The following is a 19,984-nucleotide window of genomic DNA, read 5'->3' on the forward strand; positions in this document are numbered from 1 at the left end:
CAGCCACGCGCTCGTGAAGGTCTCGAGCTCTTCGACGAGCCGGTCGATGCGCCGCGAAAAGTAGTTGAACGCGAACAGCGCGACGAGCGCGATCACGAGGCCAAGGGCGGTCGCCACGAGCGCCTGCGCGACGCCGCCGGTCACGCCGGTCGGATTGACGAGCCCGTTGCCGCCGATCAGCCGGAACGCGTGCATCATGCCGACGATCGTCCCGAGCAGGCCGACGAGCGGCGCCGCCGTGACGATCGTCTCGAGCACCCACAGACCGCGCGATATGTCGCGTTGCACGTCGAGCGCGAGCGCACTCGCGCGTTCCTCGATCCACCAGACGGGCTTCGTGAACTCGCCGACCAGCGGTGTCAGGAGCCGGCGCAGCGCGTGTTGCGGCGCGAGCGTCGCGAGCAGCGCGCTGATATCGCCGCCGTACGACGCAATGTCGGGCACGCGCGCGAATCGCCAGAACACATACAGCCGGTCGAGGATGATAAACAGCGCGACGAGCGCAAGCAGCGTGAGCGGGTAGATGATCCACCCGGCGACGCGCGCTGCTTCCACGATACCTGTCCAGTCTTGCATCGAAGCTTCCTCGATAGTCTGACGCGGTTAGAAATACTTCGTGATGCCCGCATAGAACGCGCGATACGGGCCGAATTGCGGCGCGCCAACGCCGATTCCGGACCCGTCGCGCAGTTCATAGACGCGGCCGAACGCGTTCACGACCGACCCGCGCACATCGACCTTGCCGACCACCGGCGCATGGATGTGCTCGATCACGCCGAGATTGACCTGCGCATAGAGCGGCAGCTTGTCCGTGTTCGCAAAGCCCGAGCGCAGACCGCTGCCGACCGTGCCGTCGGCCGTGAAGGTCGTGGTGTGCCATGTGTACGAGCCGCCGAACGACGCGGTCACGCGCTGGTCGTGATCGAGGAACACAAAATGATTCGAGATGAACGCGAGTTCGTCGGCGCCGAAGTTGAACTGCGCGGAGTCGATGTTCTTGCCCTGCGCGCGGCTATACGCGACGTTCAGGTACGCGGAAATGTTCTCGTGCTTGTAGTTCGCGGTGAATTCGACGCCGTAGACGCGCCCATACTGATAGTTGAACGGCGCGAAGATCAGCGCGGTGCCGAACTGCCCTTCGTCGAGCAGGTTGTGCGCCTTCTTGTAGTACGCATCGAGGCCGATCGTCACATCCGAGCCCAGACGCTGCGTGACGCCGACGTCGTAGTAGTCGTCGCGCTCGGGTTGCACGGGGTCGTTTTGCGTGACTTCGGGCGCGTTCGTCGTGCCGGCGAAGCGGCCGATCGTCCCGCTCGACACCAGTTCGAACGACGGCGGCGTGAAATAGCGCGCATAACCGGCGTGCAGTGTCGTCACCGGTGTCAGCTGGTAGACGGCGCCGATGCGCGGACTCAACTGATGCGCGGTGACGAACTCGTTCATGCCGTCGTAGCGCACGCCGTAGTTCAACGTCAGCTTTTGTGTGATCTTCCACTCGTCCTGCAGATACGCGCTATAGAGGTAGCCGGTCTTGCTGCTCGAATCCTGCAGCGTGATCGGCACATCCGATGCCTGATTGCCGTCCGCGTCGGTCGGAAACACCGACACCGTGTCGCTGAACTGCGCGTGTTCCTGCTGCAGCTGCAGGCCGCCGCGCAGCGTGTGCGCGCTGTTCAGACGCCACGTCGTGTCGGCTTGCAGCGTGTTCGCCGTGTCGTTGTGGAAGTCGTTCGACGCGACACCGTTGAAGATCAGATCGCCGACCGGATCGGGATTGAACTGCGTGCGCGTATAGCGTGTGGACAGCGCGACCTGGTAGTCGAAATCGCCGCCGTTCGTGCCTTGCAGCGCGATGACCGCGTAGTTGTTGAGCTCCGACTGGGTCTCGTTCAGATTCGCCGAGTTGAACGTCGGCGTACCGGCCAGCGTGAACATCTGCGGCAGGCCCGGCGTGTTCGGAATCTCGAACTGGTTGGCCGCGGTGCCGAGCATCACGGAGACGCGCGTCAACGGATTGATCAGATACGACATGTAGCCGAACGCGTCGCCCTGGCGCGTATGGTCGTGAATCGGCGACGGACTCGCGGTCGGCGCCTCGATACCGAGGTTGTTCACACCGAGCGAGCCGGTGAAGAAGTAGCTGAAGTCGCCCTTGCTGCCATACACGTCGGCGCTGGTGCGCAGCGTCTGATGGCTGCCGCCGAATACGTCGATCGAGCCGCCGTCGCCGGTATCGCCGCTCTTCGTATGGATATCGACGATACCGGCCGTGCGGTCGCCATATTGCGCGGGCAGTGCGCCCGTCAGCAGATTGACCTGATCGATGATGCGCGTATCGAGCGACTGGCCGAAGCCGCTGATTGGCTCCGGGATCTGGATGCCGTTGATCCGGTATTGCAGGTCGGCGTGATCGCCGCGCACGTGTACCTGGCCGAATGAGTCGTCGGCAACGCCCGGCGCTTGCAGCAGCACCTGATTCAACGGCGTGTTTTCGCCTTGCGGCATTGCCTGGATATCGGCACTCGTGATGCGATAAATGCTGCTGCCCGTTTCCGGCAAGAGCCCGTTGCGTGCCTGATCGAGGCGCTTCGCGTAGACGTTGACGTCGAGCGTGTCGTCCTTCTTCAGCTTGAGCGCAAGCGGCGCAGGGGTTCCGGTCGTCGTATCGGCAAGCTTCGTCGTCGCTTCGAAGCCCGTCGCCGTCACGGCAACGGCATAGGCGCCGGGCGCGACGTCGTTCAGTTCGAAATGGCCTTTGGCGTCGGTATTGGCATGGCCGGCGTCGCCGCCGTTCGAGTTTTTCAAGCTCACCTGCGCATTGGCGATCGGCTTGCCGTTCGCGTCTTCGACTGTGCCGCTCAGGGTGGTCACCGCGCTGCTGGCGCCGTTCGCGGCCGAGTCGGCCGCCCATGTCTGACTGCCTGCAAGCGCCGCGAACAGCAGCACGGCGGCTTGCGCAATGTGTGTGCGAGATTTCATTCCGAACAATGGTTTGAGTTGTTGATCTTTTTTTTCAGGTCCCGCCCCGGGCGCTCGGCCCTTGGCCTGTGGTCGTCAGGCAGCGGAATCCCGTCGATGCGCGCCAGTCGCCGTGGCCGGTAGCCCCGGCTCATGCATCCATCCGTCAAGGCGCGGTGCGCGAATGATATAACATAACATTTAAAATCGGCATTAAATATTTACGCGAGACTGCGCGATGCGGGGAGGTGCGCGCATTGATGAGGGCGGCGTGGACGGGGTGTGTTGACGACGCGGTGCGACGCATGCAACGCTTGATTAAAATCGCTACCCCAATGCATGGCGTGATGCCGGAAAGCGCTCAAGCGCGCTCATGCCGATCCACTCGCCCCACAGGAGACGCTCGATGGCAGATCTTTCCGCATTCCCGATCACAACGCGGTGGCCCGCGCGTCATCCAGACCGGATTCAGCTGTATTCGTTGCCCACGCCCAATGGCGTGAAGATCTCGATCATGCTCGAAGAGACGGGTTTGCCGTATGAGCCGCATCGCGTGAGCTTCGATACCGGCGATCAGAAGTCGCCCGAATTTCGATCGGTCAATCCGAATGCCAAAATTCCGGCCATCATCGATCCGAACGGGCCGGAAGGAATGCCGCTCGCGTTGTTCGAGTCAGGCGCGATCCTTGTTTATCTCGCGGACAAGACCGGCCAGTTCATTCCGCAAAAACTCGCGGGCCGCTACGAAACCATTCAGTGGCTGATGTTTCAGATGGGAGGCATTGGGCCGATGTTCGGGCAAGTCGGGTTCTTCAATAAATTCGCCGGCAAGGACTATGAGGACAAGCGGCCGCGTGACCGGTATGTCGCTGAAGCGAGGCGGCTGCTCGACGTGCTCAACGAGCGGCTCGCGGGCCGCGCATGGATCATGGGCGATAGGTTGACAATCGCCGATATCGCCGTTTTTCCATGGGTGCGCAATCTGACCGGCTTCTACGAGGCAGGTGAACTGGTCGGCATGACGGACTTCCCTCATGTCACGCGCACGCTCGATGCTTTCGTTGCACGTCCCGCCGTTGCGCGCGGGTTGAATATTCCGCGGCCGGATTGAATCGCGGGTTCGACTCTCGGGCGCGTGGACGCCGCGCGCTCGCTCACCTCCGCATACCGCTTCGCGTGCTCGGCCGCAACGCCAAAAAGTACCGATAAAAACTGGCCGAACGGCATATTGCGGCGCATGCGGTACATCGAAGAAGATAGACCGCTGCGGTACAGGCGGTCGCTCATTTCTCTGTCTGTCTGAATCCGTTCGTTAGGTACCCGTATCGATTGCGGAATTGCCGCATGACTGCCGCGCTCGCCTGTCCGATTTTCTCGTTGAATCGCGGCGCAAAGGCGTCGCAGTAAGACATCGCCTGCTGTGTCCCGTCGCTAGCGGTGGCTGGCCGAGGCTCGATGCTTCGGCTGGTTGGCGACGTGCATAGCGGCACGGAATGGACTTGCCCCGTTCCGTACTATTGTAAATCTATGGTTTACAGTCTATAGTGATGTCGGTGCGGGATGGGACAACGCCGTGAGGCAGGCGCGGTTCAGGAATTCACACATGATCCAATCATTCAAGCACAAAGGCCTCGAGCGTTTTTTTCTGACAGGTTGCGAAAAGGGTATCCAGGCGTGTCACGCGAAAAAGTTGAACCGTCAGCTTGGCGTGTTGAACACGGCGAAATTGCCGGCGGACATGAATCAGTTCGGCTGGGGGTGGCATGCATTGCATGGCAAGCGGAAAGACCGCTGGTCGGTTCAGGTGAACGGTAACTGGCGGCTCACATTCGAATTCGACGAGGGCCATGCTGAGCTCGTCAACTACGAGGATTATCACTGAGGTGTACGTGTCTTTCCCGCGTTTGTTTTCCCGGTTTGGAAAGTGCTTTATCGGTTTTTTCTTAGGGGGTTCCTATGGCTAAGATGTTTAATCCTCCGCATCCTGGCACGATCCTGCGTGAGGACGTGTTGCCTGCGCTGGAGTTGAGCGTGACGGAGGCGGCAAGCCAGTTGGGCGTATCGCGTGTGATGTTGTCGCGCGTGTTGAACGAGCGCGCTGGCGTCACGCCGGAAATGGCATTGCGTATCGAAGCATGGCTCGGCGTCGAGCGCGGCGGTCGTGCCGATTTGTGGCTCAGTCTGCAGGCCGACTACGATCTGTGGCAGGCGCGCAAGCACGCGCCGAAGAAGGTCAAGCCGGCACCGATGCCTCAGCCCGTGGATGCCGCTGCGTGATGTGCAAGCCGCAGTGCGAGCCGCAGTGCGAGCCGCAGTGCAAGCCGCAGTGCGAGCCGTACGCCATGTCGCGGTGAAGAAGGCTTGCGGTATGGCGTGGTTGCCACGCCTGGCGTGCGGCAAGGCGAATGGCGTCAGGGTCTCGTTAATGCAACGAATGCATCAAACGCAACGAACGCGGCGATCGCGTCGTCGAGCGCCTGCGGTGCTTCAATGTGCGGCGAGTGACCGCAATTGTTCAGCTTGACGAGCCTCGTGTGCGGTACCTCGTCGGCGATACCCTCGATTTGCGCCATCGTGGCGTAGTGATCGTCGCGGCCTTGCACGGCGAGCAATGGGCAACGAATCGCCTGTAACTGCCCGACGATGTTCCATCTGCTGAACGCGGGGCTCAGCCAGACATCGCTCCATCCGTAAAAGGCCGAATCGACGTCGGCATGGTAGCGGGCCAGCTTGTCGCGCAAACCTCGTTGCTCGTAGGCGATCGTTGTCTTCGCCACGCCCTCGACCGAGGCCTCTTCGACGAAGATATGCGGCGCAATCGCCACGGCGCCCGCTAGCGCCTTCGGAAATGCGCTTGCATAGAGCAGCGCAATCGAGCCGCCGTCGCTATGGCCGATAACCCACATCCGCTCGCGCTCGTGCGCGGCGACATTCAGTGCGTCAAGCAGCGCAGGCAATACATCGCGGGCTTGCGTCGACAGGTAGTCGAACGGAAGCGGCGTGCCGTGCGGGCGCGGCGTTGACCGCCCATAGCCTGGTCGCGAATAGATCAGGCCGCGCATGCCGAGACGATCGCACAGCGACTGCGGCCAGTCCTTCCACATTGCGACCGAGCCGAGCCCTTCGTGCAGGAACACGACAAGCGGCGCTTCGCGCAGCTGCGGGTTCAGCCACCGGTACTCGATTGCGAGCGCGGGATGCCCGCAGCGGGCAGGCAGCGCTGCAAATGCGCTGTCGGGTTCCGCCGGGTGGCTGCGCGCGGTAGCAGCGGAATCGGGGTTCGGTGGGCTGTGCATCGCATCAGAGGCCCTGGCGGGCGGCGTTTTTCGGGCTCCACGCGTCCATCTTACCTGTCGAGGCATTCAGTTGTGCGCGTCTTTAAAGGCGCGCGGAGCGGTTTGCCCCGTAGACGTGCGCATTGCCAAATGTGCGGTTTCGGTCTAGCTTATTCCGCCACCGCATATAGTTAAAGCGCGAAATGCGTTGCTGAAATATAAGCCGTTTGCTACAGTCCCGCGCACTCGGCGGCATGCCTGATGCTGCGGGCATCGCCTTGACGGATAAAACAATTTACGGAGTTCACTCATGAAGTCGATTCGATCTCTTCTGCTCATTGGCCTGCTACAGATTGCGACCGCAACCGCCGCTTTCGCGGCGGACGGTCTCGCGCAGGTCAAGTCCGCCGGCGTGTTCAAGATCGGCACGGAAGGCACGTACGCGCCATTCTCGTTTCATGATGCGTCCGGGCAACTGACGGGCTTCGATGTCGAGATCGGCCGTGAAATCGCCAGGCGTCTCGGTGTCAAGCCGGAGTTCGTCGAAGGAAAGTGGGACGGCCTGATTGCCGGCCTCGACGTGAATCGCTACGACGCGGTGATCAACGAAGTCGCGATCACCGACGCGCGCAAGGCTAAATATGATTTCTCGGACCCGTATATCGTGTCGCACGCGGCGCTGATCGTCCGTTCGGACAATACGTCGATCAAGTCGTTCGACGACCTGAAGGGCAAGAAGTCCGCCAATACGCTCACGAGCAACTTCGGCAAGCTGGCTGCCGCGCATGGCGCGGAAGTGGTGCCGGTGCAGGGTTTCAACGAGTCGATCGACCTGCTGACGTCGGGGCGCGTCGATGCGACCGTCAACGATTCGCTGTCGTTCCTCGACTTCAAGAAGCACAAGCCGGACGCGAAGGTGAAAATTGCCGCGCTCGACACGAGCGACCAGAGCGACAAATCCGCCGTGCTGATTCGCAAGGGTAACCCTGAGTTGAAAGCGGCCATCGACAAGGCGCTGCACGATATGACGGCGGACGGCACGTACGCGAAGATCTCCGACAAGTACTTCGGCAAAGACGTCTCGCGATGAGCGCGACTGCGCACGCGCTTCGCCGCCGCATTGAAGCGGACCTCGAAGCCGCCATCGAAGCTGGATTGACAACCCGAATCACGCGAGCCTGAATCATGCCTGCCTGGCTGCATCTGATGGGGCAGTCCTTGTGGCCCCTCCTGTACGCGGGCCTCGTCTTCACCGTGCCGCTGACGCTCATCTCGTTCGCGCTCGGGCTGGCGCTCGCGTTTATTGTCGCGCTGGTGCGCCTGTTCGGGCCGCCGTGGGCGATCGCCATCGTGCGCTTTTACGTGTGGCTGATCCGCGGCTCGCCGCTGCTCGTGCAACTGTTCGTGATTTTCTACGGCTTGCCGAACGTCGGCATCGTGCTCGATCCGTTGACGGCGGCGATCATCGGCTTTTCGCTCAATGTCGGTGCATACAATTCGGAAGTGATTCGCGGCGTCATCGAGTCGATTCCGAAAGGGCAGTGGGAAGCATCGTATTCGATCGGCATGACGCGAGGTCAGGCGCTACGGCGCGTGATTCTGCCGCAGGCGGCGCGCGTCGCGCTGCCGCCGCTCGCGAACTCGTTTATCTCGCTTGTCAAGGATACGTCGCTCGCCGCCGTGCTGACGGTGCCGGAAATTTTCCAGGCGGCGCAGCGGATCGCGTCGGTTACCTATGAGCCTCTGATTCTCTATACGGAAGCCGCGCTGATCTATCTCGTGTTCAGCTCGGTGCTGTCTTCCGCGCAAGTGCGGCTCGAACGCAGGTTCGCGCGGCATGCGCTTTTCCAGTCGAGCAGTTGATGATTCGTCTCGAGAAAATCGACAAATACTTCGGCAGCCATCGTGTGCTCTCCGCCGTCGACCTCGCGCTCGAACCGGGCAGCGTCACCGCGCTGATCGGTCCGTCGGGCAGCGGTAAGAGCACGTTGCTGCGCTGTGTGAACCTGCTCGAAATTCCGGAGGCAGGCACGCTCGAACTGGGCGATCTGCGCGTGGAATTCAACCGTGCGACGAAGCCGCCGCGCGACACGGTGCTCGCGATTCGTCGTCGCACCGGCATGGTATTCCAGAACTTCCAGCTGTTTCCGCACCGAACGGTACTCGAGAACGTGATGGAAGGGCTCGTGACCGTGCAGAAATGGGATGTCGAACGCGCGCGTGCGCGGGCGCAGGAACTGCTCGCCAAAGTCGGCATTGCCCACAAGGCGGACGCGTGGCCCACTACCTTATCGGGCGGCCAGCAGCAGCGTGTCGCGATTGCTCGCGCGCTTGCGCCATCGCCCGACGTGTTGTTGTGCGACGAACCGACGTCGGCGCTCGATCCCGGCCTTGCGGGGGAAGTCGTGGAAGTGCTGCGTCAGCTCGCGCAGGAAGGCATGACGATGCTGATGGCCACGCACGACCTGCGCCTTGCCGCATCGATCTCGCGCGATGTGCTGTTTCTCAGCAATGGCGTGGTCGTCGAAGCCGGACCGTCGCGCGACATCTTCACGCGGCCGCGCGAGCAGGAAACGGCGAACTTTGTCTCGACGCTGACGCAAAGCCTGCCTGACGCGTGGGCGAATTGATCGTCTGAATGAGCAGGCCAAACCGAGCGGGCCAAACCGCTGAACAGCGCAGCCGACCGCGCGCCGCTTGGCAACCGCCGCTCGGCAACGCTGTAGCGAGCGTCCGGCCGCCTCCAGGCTACAATGCCCGGCAGATCAAGAACGGACGATTTATGAACACCCGCGTTTTCACCCTGGTTTCGTCTGCCGCGGCATTTGCGCTGTTCGCCGGTTGCACCGTCTACAAGAATGCCGCGACCTGCGAAGACACGATGCGCAGCGCGGCCGCCGATCGGGCGGCGTCGGAAACGTTGAAGATCAGTCATACGGGCGCCGGTATTCATGGCAGCCGCGTGGTGGTCGAAGGGGCGTTCGAGAGCACGGTGCCGGCATCGTCGGTCGCGGCGATCACGGCGGCGTGGGCGCGTCCGCCAGCGTCGGATGCTTCGGATGCTTCGGCGGCGTCCGAGCCCGAGTCCTCTACTGCGTTGGGAAAACCTTCAGCGGCGGCGGCGCGTCCGGCTGCTTCGGCACCGTCGGCGGCCGCGCCGGCAACGGCGGCAACCGAAGCCGCGCCGCAGACATCGGCGGATGCGCAACCTTCCACCTCGATGTCGACATCCGCATCGACGGGCATGGTAGGCGTTCTTGCGCCGACCTTTGCGTCCTCACCGGACGAGACAGCCGCAACCAGTCAGAAGACGGCGCGCGCGTCGAAGAAGCCGGTCAAGCTCGCCATTCCCGCGGCGATCGAATGCAGATTCGACGGCCCAACTCTCACGTCCTTCCGTTGGCTCTCGCCGGGACGACTCGTCAGTCATACCGATGACGACAAGGCGCAGTCGGCCAGGTAGCAGGCTGACACGCGCCGACGCAATTCAACTCGACTCAACCGCTTCGCGGCCGGCGCCCACGCACTCGCCGTTCCGTCCATCGCCGCCCGTCGCTATCGCATCGCAACATACGCATCGCCACCGTTTGCGTGCGCGCCCGCCATCCAGTGCTACGATTTCCAGTGTCGCGAAGCGGGAGGTCAGCATGGATGGCTACATCAGACATCAGATTGAAGGCGCATCGGTCGACATCGATGTCGTGCCCGTCACGCCGCATGGCTTCTGCGCGCGCTTCCGGATTTTCCGCGATGCGTCGGACGAGCCCGAATGGCATCAGGTGCATGTGTCCGGCTCCGTGTTCGATACCGCCGCGGCGGCGGAAGAGGCAGCGAGGTCGATGGCGCTCGAAAAGGTGCTGGCGCGTGGCAATGGATAGGACACTAGCGGGCCGCGCGCTTTCGTGTCCACTACGTTAGCGCTTCGCTTGTCCGCCCGGCATCCGCCCGCCGCGCTTTCACCAATTCCAGCACGCGCGCGCCCAACACCGACGGATCGCCGTCGAAGAACCGTTCGACCGCTTTCGTTTCAATCAACCATGTGCGCAGCGCTTCGCGCTCGCCGTGCCCGTCGATCATCCTGATAGCCGCGTTCACGTAAGCGTCGATAGACGCGGCGATCGTCCATGCCGGCATGCCCGCACGCGCGAAGAGCGCGCCGTCGATGTGCTCGAATACTTCCGGTCCCGTGATGCAGATGCCCGGCACGCCGAGCGTAAACGCGTCGACGATGCCGTTCGTGTTGCCGAACGGGAAGGGGCTCAGGAACAGATCCGCGTGATGAATCCGCGCGAGATAGTCCGGATACGCATGAAAGCCGTGCACGATCGCGCCGGGCAGCGCGTGCTCAACGACCGGGCGCATATGCTCGAGCAGTACGCCACGCCGCACGCCTGTCATCAGATGAAACCGCACCGGCGTTTGCGCACGCTCCTGAATCTGACGGCAGGCGTCGAAGAAGCGCGGATTGAGCTTCATCTGGCTCGCCGTGATCACAATATCGAGCGTGTCACGTCGCGCAGGCACCGCGGGTGCGAGCGGCGGCAACGCACTCGATGCGACATACGGTTGACCGTCGCGCGGCAAGGTCAGCCGCTTTTCGCTGAAGCAGGCCGGGTCGCCGATATAGTCCTCCTCGACGCTTACATAGTCGATTCGCTGCGAGCGTGTGGTCGCCGGATGACCGAGCGCCGCGATCTGCAGCGGCGCCACGCGCAGATTCGACATGAAAACGGTTAGCACGAACATGCCGACGCTCGGCATATAGAGCACATCGGCCTGTTCCGCTTGTGCAAAATCGCGAACCGTTTTCAGGCATTCGCCGATATAGTCCGGCTCCTCCAGTTCGATAAAGCGATCGAAAAGCGCACGGCCGGTTTCGTCGACCGCATAGCCGAAGCCGAACCCGACCACTTCGAAATGGGTGCGCGCGGCGGCGAGTGTCCGCGAGTGGGTCCGGTAGATCGAATGCGCGCCGCCGAACCACTCGAGCACGACGATCATCAGCGGCTTTTTCTTGCGCCGGCGGCGTGTGCTGTGGGCGGCGGAGGGCGCCGGCGCCGCAGCGGGAAATTCGAGGTCGTGAAGGCCGAGTTGGTCCAGCTTGCGCCGCACGAGCCCATTGATATCGGCCTTGATCGCATGCCGGCGCGGGGTGTCGGCATAGCTGCAGTACATATAGGCGTTGTGCAGCACGCCAGTCGGTAGCACATCGAGGTCGCCGATCTGCGCGAGTTTGCCCGGCAGCCACTCGAGCAGCGCCTCGCGTTTGCCGTGCGCGCTCGCGGAGCCCTGAAACTCATTCGACAGCAACGCGAGAGCAAGGCTCGCGGCCGCGACCGGATCGCATGACCAGATATCGCCGAGTTCGAGCGTCAGGTTTGATTCGCTCAAATACAGCACGCAAAATTTCTCGAGCGGGCTGTGCGCGGCGGCGCCCGATGGGCCTCCCGCAGCGGAGCTGTCTTTCCACGAGCGATAGAGCCAACGCGCGATGTGATCGGCGTTGCCAAGCGGTGTTGCGGCGAAGAGCGAACCGATCCACGCTTGCATCGACATCAGCGACCGGATGACCGAGGCCGCCGGACGGAACGCAGGATCGGCGAAGAGTGCGGTGACGGCCGCAGCGGCGCGCGCGCAAAAGCGCTGTTGTTGTATAGCTGCCGGCAAGTCTGCAAGACCCGATGCACAGAAGTCGTTGTCCAGTTCGCCGCGTTTTTGCTGAAGCAGTGCGAAGAGCGTGATCAGCTGTTCGGTGGCCTTGTCGTGCTCGCGCGTATAGACGCATTGCTCGAAGTCATCGAGCAGGAAGGAGGTGTGCATCGGGAATGGAGACTGGAAAACTTGGTATCGCTAATTATATGTAAGGCCGTTCACGGCCCTGCCGGAAAAGTCTGCTACCGACATCATTTTGAGAGTTTTCTTGTATCGAATCTTTTCGAATCTTTGTAGGATTCACCTGCTGTCGACGTAAGCAAACGTGTCGGACGGCATGACGGTTCCGTCGGCAGGACAGGTTGTAGACGTTGACGGTTCCATGCGGGGTGTGTGGCGAAGCTACAAGGAGAGTAGATCGTGAAGTTACTGGTATCAGCAGATTAGTTCGATATCCATATTAAAAAACAGGTGTGGATTCTGGGTCTCGGCCATTTGAGGCGGAGAGCCGGAGTTCACCCGGTTCAGTCGGTCATTTACGGGTTGCAGGCTAGAGATGAAGAACAAACGATATGTCACGCGTGCGCGCGACAAATATGCATCGGTGGTGGGCGGCGAGCGCAGTGCGCGGCGCTGGAGGTTGCGGCCGCCGGCCGGAAAGGCGCGGCTGGCAGCGCTTGCGGTCGGCGTCGGGGCGGCCTCGTTCGCGCATGCCGCAAGGGCGGCCGAGGCGGCTGACACGCGCGAAGCGGACCGCGTGCCGCTTCAGGTGGTGCAGCTTCTAACGCAACAGTCCGCGCCGCCGTTGCGTGCCAGCGTGCTCGCCGCGGCGCCGGTCACCGACTACATCGCGGTGAGTCCGAACACAACGCCGGGCGCGCCGACTCATGCATCCGACGATCTGAACGCAATGGCGGTCGGCCCGACGTCGGCCGCTTCGGGTGTCAATGCAACCGCGTTCGGCGCCGGTGCGTTCGCTGCGCGCAGCTATTCGACCGCGGTCGGTTCCGGCGCCGGTGCACTGGGGTTGCGCACGACGGCGATCGGCACCGGCGCGACCACGGGCTTCGAAGCGGACGGGGCGGTCGCGATCGGTTATCTGGCGCGAGGCGATAGCGCCGGCACGCTTGCGATGGGCGCGGGGTCGACCGCTTCAGGCGCGCAGTCGGCCGCGCTGGGCTCCAATGCGGTCACCTATGCGGACGCGGCGCTCGCGCTAGGCGCGGGCACGCTTGCGACCGGTGCGGGCAGCGTCGCGCTTGGCGCGAACTCGTTCGCGAACCGGCAGAACGCGGTGTCGGTCGGCAATGCGGATTTGCAGCGGCAAATCATCCATGTGGCCGCGGGCACCGCCGATACCGATGTCGTCAACGTCGAGCAGTTGAAGGGCGTGGCCGCGGCGCTCGGCGGCGGCGCGGCGGTGAACGTGGACGGCAGCGTGTCGCCGCCTGCCTACGGCGTTGGCGGCACGGTGTATCACAACGTCGGCGATGCGTTGACGAATCTCGATGGGCGCGTCAAGACGAATACGATCCGTATCGACGATCTGAGCAACGTGGTGAACACCATGACGGGCGGAACTACCACGGTGATCCGATACTTCCGCGCGAATTCGGTGTTGAGCGATGCGGCAGCAACGGGCGCCGAAGCGATCGCGATCGGCGGCAATGCGCGCGCGACGGCGGCCGGCTCGATCGCGCTTGGGGCGAACTCGGTTGCGGATCGCGAGAACGTCGTATCGGTCGGCTCCGCGGGACACGAGCGTCAGATCGCCCATGTCGCAGCGGGCGTCGCGGATACCGACGCGGTCAACGTGCGTCAGTTGAAGGACGCGGGCCTGATCGACGGGAACGGCCAGGCGAACAGCGCGGTGACCTACGACAACGTCGATGGCCATGTCGACTACGGCAGCGTCACGCTCGGCCTGGGTTTCGCCGGCGGCACGCAGATCCACCACGTCGCGAACGGTGTGTCCGATTTCGATGCGGTCAACCTGGGCCAGCTGAACAGCGCGATCAGTCAGGCGATCGTCAATGACCTGCCGCGCGTGCCGAGTCCGTTTGTCGTCGTGAACGGCAATGCGGCGAGCGAAGCCGCACAGGCGAGCGGTACGCACGCGGCGGCGCTCGGCGCCAACGCATCGGCTAATGGCGAAGCAGCGCTTGCGCTCGGTTCGCAGGCGAGCGCGACCGGCGATACGGCAAGCGCGATCGGGGCTCAGGCCGTCGCGAAAGGCAACGGCGCATCGGCGTTCGGCTGGAACAGTGCCGCTTCCGCCGACGGCGCGGTGGCGCTCGGTGCGGGCTCGGTCGCGGATCGCGCAAATGCGGTGTCGGTCGGCAGCGCAGGCGCCGAGCGGCAGATCATGAATCTCGCGCCGGGCACGCATGGCACCGATGCAGTCAATCTCGACCAGTTGAATGCCGCGTTCAACCAGGCGAACCAGGCGCTGAACGATCTCGACCGGAGCACGCGCAAAGGCATCGCCTCGGCGTCCGCACTGCAGATCGTCACGCCATATCTGCCGGGGCGCACGACACTGAATGCCGGTGTCGCCGCCTATCGCGGCCAGGCGGCGCTCGCGATCGGCGTGTCGCGCTGGAGCGAGAAGGGCACGTTCAACGTCAACGCGGGCGTTGCGTCGTCAGGCGGCAATAGCACGATTGTCCGTGCGGGAGTCGGCATCGTCATCGGAGACTGACGCGCCGCGTTCAGCCGTCGAAGAAAAACCATGAAGTACTGAACGAGCGCCGTGCGTGCGGAATGTCATCGCATGCACGCGCGGCGCGCATGCATGAGGGAACGAAATGAAGCAATGGGTCGTCGCCGCGGCCGCGCTTGCCACCTTTTCCGGGTGCGCGAGCGAGGCGGCGCGCGAAAAACTCGATATCCGCGATGCGTCAGTCGCACAGCGCGGATTCGGCACGCCGCAAGACGCGGCGGCGGGTGCGGCAGTCAAACAATGGACCGACACGTACACGCCGATCAAACGCCGTGGCGCGGCGCTCGATGCGCTGCAGACGAGGCTCGACCGGCTCGGGCCGAAGAAAGACTCCTATACGGGCGCGAAGGCGCAATGCTGGATCGACACCGGCAAAGAGGCGTTCGCGGCGCGTGACGAATGGGGCTTTGTCGAGGAATCGATCGGCGCGGCAACGGCGCTGATCGGCGGGCTTGAATCGGGCGCCGGCGCCGGTGCCCACGTCGATATCGACAACGGCCGGGCAGCCGAAGCATCACCACTGCGCACATCGGTGCGCGTGCGCCCGGATGCATGGGCGCAACTGAACGCGCTCAAAGCCGATAGCCGTTTCGCCGCGTGCTTACCGGCGCAGATGCGGGCCGCGTGCGCTGAAGTGGAGTTGACGCGCGCCGGACACGACGCATGGACGCGCGCCTTCACGAGCGCGCAGCAGCGTGCGGAAAAACTGCAAACCCCGATGCGCGAAGCCGCGCAGGCGCTCGCCGCCTGTGCTGTCGCGCAACCCGCGCCGCACGAGCTCGACGTTATTTCGCTGTCGGCCGATGCGCTGTTCGCGTTCGGCCGCGGCGATCTCGCGGCGATCAGTGATGAAGGGCGCCGGCAACTCGACCGGATTGCCGTGCGTTTGCGCGCGCTCGATGCAGTCGAGCGCCTCGTCGTGTCCGGCTACACGGACAGGCTCGGGTCGGATGGCTACAACCTGCGTCTGTCGTGGCTGCGCGCGGATACGGTGCGGCGCTATCTGGCCGACAGCGGTGTGAGCGTGCCGATCGATGCACGTGGTCTCGGCAAGGCGCAGCCGGGCAGCGCGTGCGCGATGCGCGATCGCGCGGCATTGATCGATTGCCTTGCGGGCGACCGGCGCGTGGAGATTCGCGTGGTCGGCGCGCGGTCCAGGGCGCTGCAAGGGCGCCCCGAACTGCAAGCCGGGTAACCGCTGCGCCCGCGCTTCAGAACGCGTAGTACGGCCCGTTGCCCGCAGCGGTCGCGCGCGCCTCGATCGCCGTATAGACGCGCCGTCCGAAGAAGAACGGCAGCCCCCAGTCGAACATCGTGCTCGACGGCCCCGCGAGGTTGTCGAATGCGTTGTTCGCGCTCCCGAGCAGCGTCTGCGCGTTGCCGACCGGAAACGAGAGCGTGATGGCGGCGCCGTCCGTGCCGGTCATCGTGGCGGTCTGCGTCGCGCCGGATGGCGGGCAGTACCACAGCCCGCATTGGGTGAGCGTCGTGGCGAAGAACATTCCATTCGAGCCGCTATCGATGAAGCTGTTCGACCACGTCTGACCATCCGCGCTGGTCACGATGCGGCCGGTCTGCGTGTTGGTTCTGATCACGGTCGCGCCGCCGAGCGTGTTGTTCGCTTGCGTGCCGATACCGAAAATCATCTGGCCCGTGACGGATTGCGCGCCGGCCTCCGGTAGCGCGGGCAAGTCGATGATCACGCCGTTATTGTTTTCCGCGAAGTCGGCGACCGGGTTGCCCACTTGCGAGGCGAGCGGTTGCGAACCTGGCGTGCAGGTGCCGCCGGACACGCAGAGGTAATACCAGCGCGGCAGCGCATTGCGTGCGCACGCGCTGCCGCAGTCGGTGGCGAAAAGGCCGACGCCGAGGATGCCGTTGACGCGCAGTGTTGCCGGCGACATCATCGGCGGGCCTGAACTCGCGCAATCGGGGGGGACGGTCGGCAAGGACGGATCGGCGATCACCTGAATCGGCAGCGCGGCGGCGATCTGCCCCGCCAGCCGCACGTCAGCGGTTCGCACCGCACCCCACGTGTATCCGCTGCCGAACACACCGCATGCGCCGCTCATGGTGCTGCCTGCTGCGCCGGTCCCTGCTGCGCCGCCGGCGCCGGCCATGGCCGGCAACTCGAGCGAGGCCGGCAGGGCGGACGCAAGAATGCGCAGTCCGCTCGATCCGGTATCGACCTGCACGTTGTCGATCGTCGCGCAGTCCGTGGTTGAAGGCACGCAGACCGTGACGCTTGTGGTCAGCATGTTGCGCACGCGGGTCGGCAAGGCATTGACGGCGATCGGTTGCACGTTCGGCGTGCTCGACTGTGGGATGGAGGGCAATGACGGAGAGGCGGGCGGATCGCCGGTCGATGGGCTCGCGGGTACCGCCGCGGCCGATGGCTGTCCGGCGTCGCCGCCGCCACCGCAGCCGCTCAGCGCGGCCGCTGAAACGAGGAGCATCGCCACCACGGCTGTATGCGCGGACAGTCCGGCCGCGAGGGCCAGTTTCGCGTAGTGGACCTGCAACGCGTGGAGGACGAGACCGGGATGAAGATGAAGAGCGTTTCGCGTGTACACGAGAGTTCTCCGTCATTGCAAGTCCGCGGGCGAAATGCCGGGCGGGATCGCCGCCGGCAGCCATGCGCGGCCGACGTAGCTGCGCATCTGCCCGCCTGAATCGACGATCACGTCGGGCTGAACGATGCGCGACGCGTGCAGGCTGCCCCGTGTGCCGGCAAGCTGGGCCGCTTTCGCGCGATACGACGCGCTGTACGGGCCAAGCAGCCCGTCGAGGTTGGGCATCGTCGGGCCTTCCCACGTGTAGGCGAAGATCCGTCCGTCGTCGGTCGCGTATTCATGGATCGTCGTGCCGCCTTCGTCGGTCCACGCGCGTATCCGGATGCTGGCGTCGGCCAGGTGGTTCGCGACGGCCGCGCTCCCGGCGCGCGGCGTGGCAGGCATCGTGCCGCCGAGTTGTGCGCGGGCCGGCGATCCGGTCACCATGGCTGTCGAAGCCGCCGCAAACACCGCCGCAAGCGCGACAGCACGGCGCATAATATGCGGAGTTATCGCGAAATTCATTTGACTAGGTTTCCTAACTTTTTTGAGATCGTTAATTCAAGATAGCACCGCACATGTGCGACCCATCAACTACGCGAGATAGCAAGTCATCCCGATCTCAAAATTAGGTGTGCGGCGAGTCCGAAATTTCCAGACAAAACAATAGACTTATCTCGAATTCGATGGTTTGCTCGAATGGCGGCGAAAACCTTGCCAAGTGTTAAATTTCGGTGCGCATGCGTGCGCAACGCGAGCCGTCGCCCCGAGTTTTTGCCACCGGGGTCGCCGGACCGGTAAAATAGCGGGTTGATCCACGGATACTGCCGTGGCGTAGCGGAAGGATTCCCCGAACATGACTGATCTTCGTCTCACCAAGCGGTTCGCAGCATTGCTGATGGCAGGCGGGCTGGTCGCCGGCTGCGGCACGTCGTCGCCGACCAAAATCGACTACAAAAGCGACCAGAAATCGAAGGAAGTGTCGCTTGCCGTTCCGCCGAACATGATCGACGAGACCGCCGATCAGCGTTCGCTGCCGCCGCAGGGCGGACAGACGTCCCTTTCCGCGCTGCAGCAGGTGCAAAGCTCGGCGCCGCCCGACACGGCCGTGGTGCCGACCGTGTCCAACATGCATATCCAGCGCGACGGCACGGAAAGCTGGCTGGTCGTCGACAACGAATCGCCGGATCAGGTGTGGCCCCAGGTGCGCCGCTTCTGGCAGGAACAGGGCTTCCTGCTGGTCGTCGACGACCGTAAGCGGAGTGTGATGGAAACGGACTGGAACGAAACCCATCCGGCCATCAACGACGGTCTGATCCGCAGCACGCTGACAAAAGCGCTGGGCAATTCGTACGTGACGGCCGAGCGTAACAAGTACCGCACGCGTCTCGAGGCGGCGCCGAACGGCGGCACGTATGTGTTCGTGAGCCAGAAGGGCTTGCGCGAACAGCTGACCGGCGCGAACAACGATTCGAGCACATGGGCCGTGAAGCCGAACGATCCGGCACTCGAAGCCGAATACCTGAAGCGCCTGATGGCGTCGCTCGTGCAGGCGCAGGCGCGCGGCAACGCGCCCGGCACGACGGGCGGCGGCGAGATCCAGAACGTCGCGCTGTCGCCGGCTGGTGCGCAAACGGCGCCTAATGCCGCCGCAGGCGCGGCAGCCGGTGCAGGTGCAGGTGCAGGTGCAGGTGCAGGTGCAGGTGCAGGTGCGGGTGCGGGTGCGGGTGCGAATTCCGCCGCTGCCGCCACGGCCGCGCAAAACGTCGCGCTCGCCGCGCAGACGCCAACGCCTGATGAGCGGGCCGCTAACGGCAACGGTGGCCCGAGCGCGCAGTACTCGAACAGCGAACTGATGCTTGGCGAACCCTACGATCGCGCGTGGCTGCGCGTCGGTCTTGCGCTCGATCGCAGCAACTTCACGGTTGACGACCGCGACCGTACGAAGGGTATCTACTTCGTCCGCTACGTCGATCCGAAAGACATGACTTCCGCCGAGCAGGGCTTCTGGAGCCAGGTCTTCCACGGCCGCAAGGAGAAAGTCGCGAAGCAGTATCGCGTGAACGTCCGCGCGATCACGCAGAACCAGACGCGCGTTGCCATCATCGACGACAAGGGCACGGTCGATACGTCGTCGCAGGCGAAGCAGATCATGTCGCTGATGATCGATCAACTGCACTGATCACTGACCGCCGCGCGACGGCGGCCCGACGCTAACCTTCAGAAAGCACAAAAGCCGCGAGACGATTTTCGTCTCGCGGCTTTTTGTTTGCTGTGGCGGATTTTCAGTGTCGGTACATCGAATCAATGTTTGTCGGCGGCTGCGGCTGCGGCTGCTGTCGCGCTGGCGCGTGCACCGAATCGCGGCAGGCGCTTGACGACGCCGGTCGCGAGCGCGGTGCCGACGAGAATCACCGCGCACCCTGCGAGCATGCCGGCCGATACGCGCTCGCCGAGAAAAAGCGCGCCCCACAGGATGCCGAACACCGGAATCACGAACGTCACGGTGATGGCCCGCGCGGGACCGGCGACCGCAATCAGATGAAAGAACAGCATATACGCGATGCCGGTGCAGCCGATGCCGAGCCCGAGCACCGACGTCCATGCGCGCAGCGAGACCGGCGCCGCCGGCCATTGCGCGATCGCGAGCGGCAGCAGCACGACGGTTGCGCCGATCATCGTACCGGTCGCGACGGTCAATGCGTCGGCGCCCATCAGGTGCCGCTTGGTATAGCTTGCCGCGATGCCATACAGCAGCGTCGCGCCGAGCGCCGCGGCGGCCGCGAGCGCTGTTGTTGCGGGCGTGGTGGCCGTCCCCGCGCTCG

General features: G+C 63.8%; 18 protein-coding genes. 11 read left to right on the forward strand and 7 right to left on the reverse strand.

What is annotated here, in order from left to right; translation table 11 throughout:
• Both ACYPXD_RS13280 and ACYPXD_RS13285 read right to left on the reverse strand, forming a co-directional pair.
• Window positions 1–576: MotA/TolQ/ExbB proton channel family protein (locus ACYPXD_RS13280; protein WP_459711847.1), on the reverse strand; the 576-nt coding region annotated here is incomplete at its 3' end.
• 27 nt (window positions 577–603) lie between these two features.
• A complete protein-coding gene (locus tag ACYPXD_RS13285; protein WP_459711849.1) occupies window positions 604–2,979 on the reverse strand; it encodes a TonB-dependent receptor in 2,376 nt (791 codons plus the stop codon).
• A gap of 385 nt (window positions 2,980–3,364) precedes the next feature.
• Here ACYPXD_RS13285 and ACYPXD_RS13290 point away from each other — a divergent pair, with 385 nt between their 5' ends.
• From ACYPXD_RS13290 to ACYPXD_RS13300, 3 genes are all read left to right on the forward strand, one after another.
• The gene (locus tag ACYPXD_RS13290; protein ID WP_459711852.1) at window positions 3,365–4,069 is read left to right on the forward strand and encodes a glutathione S-transferase C-terminal domain-containing protein; all 705 of its coding nucleotides are present in this window, start codon (window positions 3,365–3,367) and stop codon (window positions 4,067–4,069) included.
• Window positions 4,070–4,561: 492 nt separating this feature from the next.
• Window positions 4,562–4,840, forward strand: coding sequence for a type II toxin-antitoxin system RelE/ParE family toxin (locus ACYPXD_RS13295; RefSeq protein ID WP_459711854.1), 279 nt, complete (start codon window positions 4,562–4,564; stop codon window positions 4,838–4,840).
• 74 nt (window positions 4,841–4,914) lie between these two features.
• Window positions 4,915–5,235, forward strand: a complete 321-nt coding sequence (locus ACYPXD_RS13300; RefSeq protein ID WP_459711857.1) for a HigA family addiction module antitoxin — start codon at window positions 4,915–4,917, stop codon at window positions 5,233–5,235.
• 134 nt (window positions 5,236–5,369) lie between these two features.
• Here the strand turns inward: ACYPXD_RS13300 and ACYPXD_RS13305 are convergent, their stop codons facing one another.
• Window positions 5,370–6,254, reverse strand: a complete 885-nt coding sequence (locus tag ACYPXD_RS13305) for an alpha/beta fold hydrolase (RefSeq protein WP_459711860.1) — start codon at window positions 6,252–6,254, stop codon at window positions 5,370–5,372.
• 289 nt (window positions 6,255–6,543) lie between these two features.
• Between ACYPXD_RS13305 and ACYPXD_RS13310 the strand changes: the two genes are divergently transcribed.
• The 5 genes from ACYPXD_RS13310 (at window position 6,544) to ACYPXD_RS13330 (ending at window position 10,111) form a co-directional block, all read left to right on the forward strand.
• Complete coding sequence (locus ACYPXD_RS13310; RefSeq protein WP_459711862.1) at window positions 6,544–7,323, forward strand: amino acid ABC transporter substrate-binding protein; 780 nt, start codon at window positions 6,544–6,546, stop codon at window positions 7,321–7,323.
• 95 nt (window positions 7,324–7,418) lie between these two features.
• The gene (locus ACYPXD_RS13315; protein WP_459711864.1) at window positions 7,419–8,096 is read left to right on the forward strand and encodes an amino acid ABC transporter permease; all 678 of its coding nucleotides are present in this window, start codon (window positions 7,419–7,421) and stop codon (window positions 8,094–8,096) included.
• Window positions 8,096–8,863, forward strand: a complete 768-nt coding sequence (locus ACYPXD_RS13320; RefSeq protein WP_459711866.1) for an amino acid ABC transporter ATP-binding protein — start codon at window positions 8,096–8,098, stop codon at window positions 8,861–8,863. The genes ACYPXD_RS13315 and ACYPXD_RS13320 overlap by 1 nt, the downstream gene beginning before the upstream one ends.
• A 152-nt stretch (window positions 8,864–9,015) precedes the next feature.
• Window positions 9,016–9,696 carry a hypothetical protein gene (locus ACYPXD_RS13325; RefSeq protein ID WP_459711869.1) on the forward strand — a complete coding sequence of 227 codons (681 nt, stop codon included), beginning with the start codon at window positions 9,016–9,018 and terminating at the stop codon, window positions 9,694–9,696.
• Window positions 9,697–9,880: 184 nt separating this feature from the next.
• Window positions 9,881–10,111, forward strand: a complete 231-nt coding sequence (locus tag ACYPXD_RS13330; protein ID WP_459711871.1) for a hypothetical protein — start codon at window positions 9,881–9,883, stop codon at window positions 10,109–10,111.
• 31 nt (window positions 10,112–10,142) lie between these two features.
• Here the strand turns inward: ACYPXD_RS13330 and ACYPXD_RS13335 are convergent, their stop codons facing one another.
• Window positions 10,143–12,053 (reverse strand): glycosyl transferase family 1, encoded by a 1,911-nt coding sequence (locus tag ACYPXD_RS13335; RefSeq protein ID WP_459711873.1) that lies wholly within the window; start codon window positions 12,051–12,053, stop codon window positions 10,143–10,145.
• 388 nt (window positions 12,054–12,441) lie between these two features.
• Between ACYPXD_RS13335 and ACYPXD_RS13340 the strand changes: the two genes are divergently transcribed.
• Window positions 12,442–14,586 carry a YadA family autotransporter adhesin gene (locus ACYPXD_RS13340; RefSeq protein ID WP_459711875.1) on the forward strand — a complete coding sequence of 715 codons (2,145 nt, stop codon included), beginning with the start codon at window positions 12,442–12,444 and terminating at the stop codon, window positions 14,584–14,586.
• 106 nt (window positions 14,587–14,692) lie between these two features.
• Window positions 14,693–15,802 carry an OmpA family protein gene (locus ACYPXD_RS13345; protein ID WP_459711877.1) on the forward strand — a complete coding sequence of 370 codons (1,110 nt, stop codon included), beginning with the start codon at window positions 14,693–14,695 and terminating at the stop codon, window positions 15,800–15,802.
• Between the two features lie 16 nt (window positions 15,803–15,818).
• Here the strand turns inward: ACYPXD_RS13345 and ACYPXD_RS13350 are convergent, their stop codons facing one another.
• Complete coding sequence (locus ACYPXD_RS13350; RefSeq protein WP_459713282.1) at window positions 15,819–17,063, reverse strand: DUF3443 domain-containing protein; 1,245 nt, start codon at window positions 17,061–17,063, stop codon at window positions 15,819–15,821.
• Window positions 17,064–17,192: 129 nt separating this feature from the next.
• Window positions 17,193–17,606 carry a DUF2844 domain-containing protein gene (locus tag ACYPXD_RS13355; protein ID WP_459711879.1) on the reverse strand — a complete coding sequence of 138 codons (414 nt, stop codon included), beginning with the start codon at window positions 17,604–17,606 and terminating at the stop codon, window positions 17,193–17,195.
• Window positions 17,607–18,015: 409 nt separating this feature from the next.
• On the opposite strand from ACYPXD_RS13355, the gene bamC reads away from it, so the two are divergent.
• Complete coding sequence (gene bamC / locus ACYPXD_RS13360) at window positions 18,016–19,341, forward strand: outer membrane protein assembly factor BamC (protein WP_459711881.1); 1,326 nt, start codon at window positions 18,016–18,018, stop codon at window positions 19,339–19,341.
• Window positions 19,342–19,463: 122 nt separating this feature from the next.
• On the opposite strand, the gene ACYPXD_RS13365 is transcribed toward bamC, so the two are convergent.
• Window positions 19,464–19,984: DMT family transporter (locus tag ACYPXD_RS13365; protein ID WP_459711883.1), on the reverse strand; the 521-nt coding region annotated here is incomplete at its 5' end.

This window comes from Paraburkholderia sp. 2C, from assembly GCF_054589215.1.

What these genes read in the sequence shown, in the direction of transcription:
- ACYPXD_RS13285 (WP_459711849.1), bottom strand. Translation starts at nt 2,979, where the DNA reads ATGAAATCTCGCACACACATTGCGCAAGCCGCCGTGCTGCTGTTCGCG.
- ACYPXD_RS13290 (WP_459711852.1), top strand. Translation starts at nt 3,365, where the DNA reads ATGGCAGATCTTTCCGCATTCCCGATCACAACGCGGTGGCCCGCGCGT.
- ACYPXD_RS13295 (WP_459711854.1), top strand. Translation starts at nt 4,562, where the DNA reads ATGATCCAATCATTCAAGCACAAAGGCCTCGAGCGTTTTTTTCTGACA.
- ACYPXD_RS13300 (WP_459711857.1), top strand. Translation starts at nt 4,915, where the DNA reads ATGGCTAAGATGTTTAATCCTCCGCATCCTGGCACGATCCTGCGTGAG.
- ACYPXD_RS13305 (WP_459711860.1), bottom strand. Translation starts at nt 6,254, where the DNA reads ATGCACAGCCCACCGAACCCCGATTCCGCTGCTACCGCGCGCAGCCAC.
- ACYPXD_RS13310 (WP_459711862.1), top strand. Translation starts at nt 6,544, where the DNA reads ATGAAGTCGATTCGATCTCTTCTGCTCATTGGCCTGCTACAGATTGCG.
- ACYPXD_RS13315 (WP_459711864.1), top strand. Translation starts at nt 7,419, where the DNA reads ATGCCTGCCTGGCTGCATCTGATGGGGCAGTCCTTGTGGCCCCTCCTG.
- ACYPXD_RS13320 (WP_459711866.1), top strand. Translation starts at nt 8,096, where the DNA reads ATGATTCGTCTCGAGAAAATCGACAAATACTTCGGCAGCCATCGTGTG.
- ACYPXD_RS13325 (WP_459711869.1), top strand. Translation starts at nt 9,016, where the DNA reads ATGAACACCCGCGTTTTCACCCTGGTTTCGTCTGCCGCGGCATTTGCG.
- ACYPXD_RS13330 (WP_459711871.1), top strand. Translation starts at nt 9,881, where the DNA reads ATGGATGGCTACATCAGACATCAGATTGAAGGCGCATCGGTCGACATC.
- ACYPXD_RS13335 (WP_459711873.1), bottom strand. Translation starts at nt 12,053, where the DNA reads ATGCACACCTCCTTCCTGCTCGATGACTTCGAGCAATGCGTCTATACG.
- ACYPXD_RS13340 (WP_459711875.1), top strand. Translation starts at nt 12,442, where the DNA reads ATGAAGAACAAACGATATGTCACGCGTGCGCGCGACAAATATGCATCG.
- ACYPXD_RS13345 (WP_459711877.1), top strand. Translation starts at nt 14,693, where the DNA reads ATGAAGCAATGGGTCGTCGCCGCGGCCGCGCTTGCCACCTTTTCCGGG.
- ACYPXD_RS13350 (WP_459713282.1), bottom strand. Translation starts at nt 17,063, where the DNA reads ATGCTCCTCGTTTCAGCGGCCGCGCTGAGCGGCTGCGGTGGCGGCGGC.
- ACYPXD_RS13355 (WP_459711879.1), bottom strand. Translation starts at nt 17,606, where the DNA reads ATGGTGACCGGATCGCCGGCCCGCGCACAACTCGGCGGCACGATGCCT.
- bamC (WP_459711881.1), top strand. Translation starts at nt 18,016, where the DNA reads ATGACTGATCTTCGTCTCACCAAGCGGTTCGCAGCATTGCTGATGGCA.